The 586-nt window shown below is 46.2% G+C and carries 1 protein-coding gene; it reads right to left on the bottom strand.

The features are described 5' to 3' along the window. A partial coding sequence (locus R7O13_RS29035; RefSeq protein WP_318305480.1) for an efflux RND transporter permease subunit occupies window positions 1-586 on the bottom strand: 586 nt, incomplete at both ends.

The raw sequence follows: 586 nt of genomic DNA, 5'->3' as shown, positions 1-586 counted from the left end.
CAAGATCGCCAACCTCTTCTGCGTTAGTCAGAAACCGTCCCGATTCCAATGTGTAATTTTGCCCGTTTACGCGAACGTTCGTGCCTTGGGTTTTGCTATTACTGAGCTGAATGGCCTGTTCGAGGTCATCGATGGTTACTTTGAAGTTTGCCATCGCAACGGAATCAAGCTCTATCTGGATTTTTCTCGGCTCACCGCCAATCACTTCCACCTTGTTGGTGGCATCCAATGATTTAATGCCTAACGTGGCTTGGTCTGCAATACGTCTCAACTGATGGCGATCGAGAATGTCTGGATCGGTGGAATAAATTGCGGCAACAACAATGGGTACATCATCGATTTCAACAGGCTTTACAAGCCAGTTAGTGACAGAAGGAGGAACTTTGTCTTGGTTGGAATAGAGTTTGTTATACAGCTTGACCAGAGCATCTTCCCGGTTTTCGCCGACATAGAAACGAACGATGACTTGCGCAGCACCTTCCATTGACGAAGAATAAACGTATTCCACACCGTCAATTTGGCTAACAAGCTTTTCTAATGGTTCAGTGATTTGATTTTCGACTTGAGAAGCGCTGAGTCCGGGAGC

It is taken from the genome of Vibrio sp. Y176, assembly GCF_033438945.1.
This window is presented reverse-complemented; position numbering and strand designations above follow the sequence as displayed.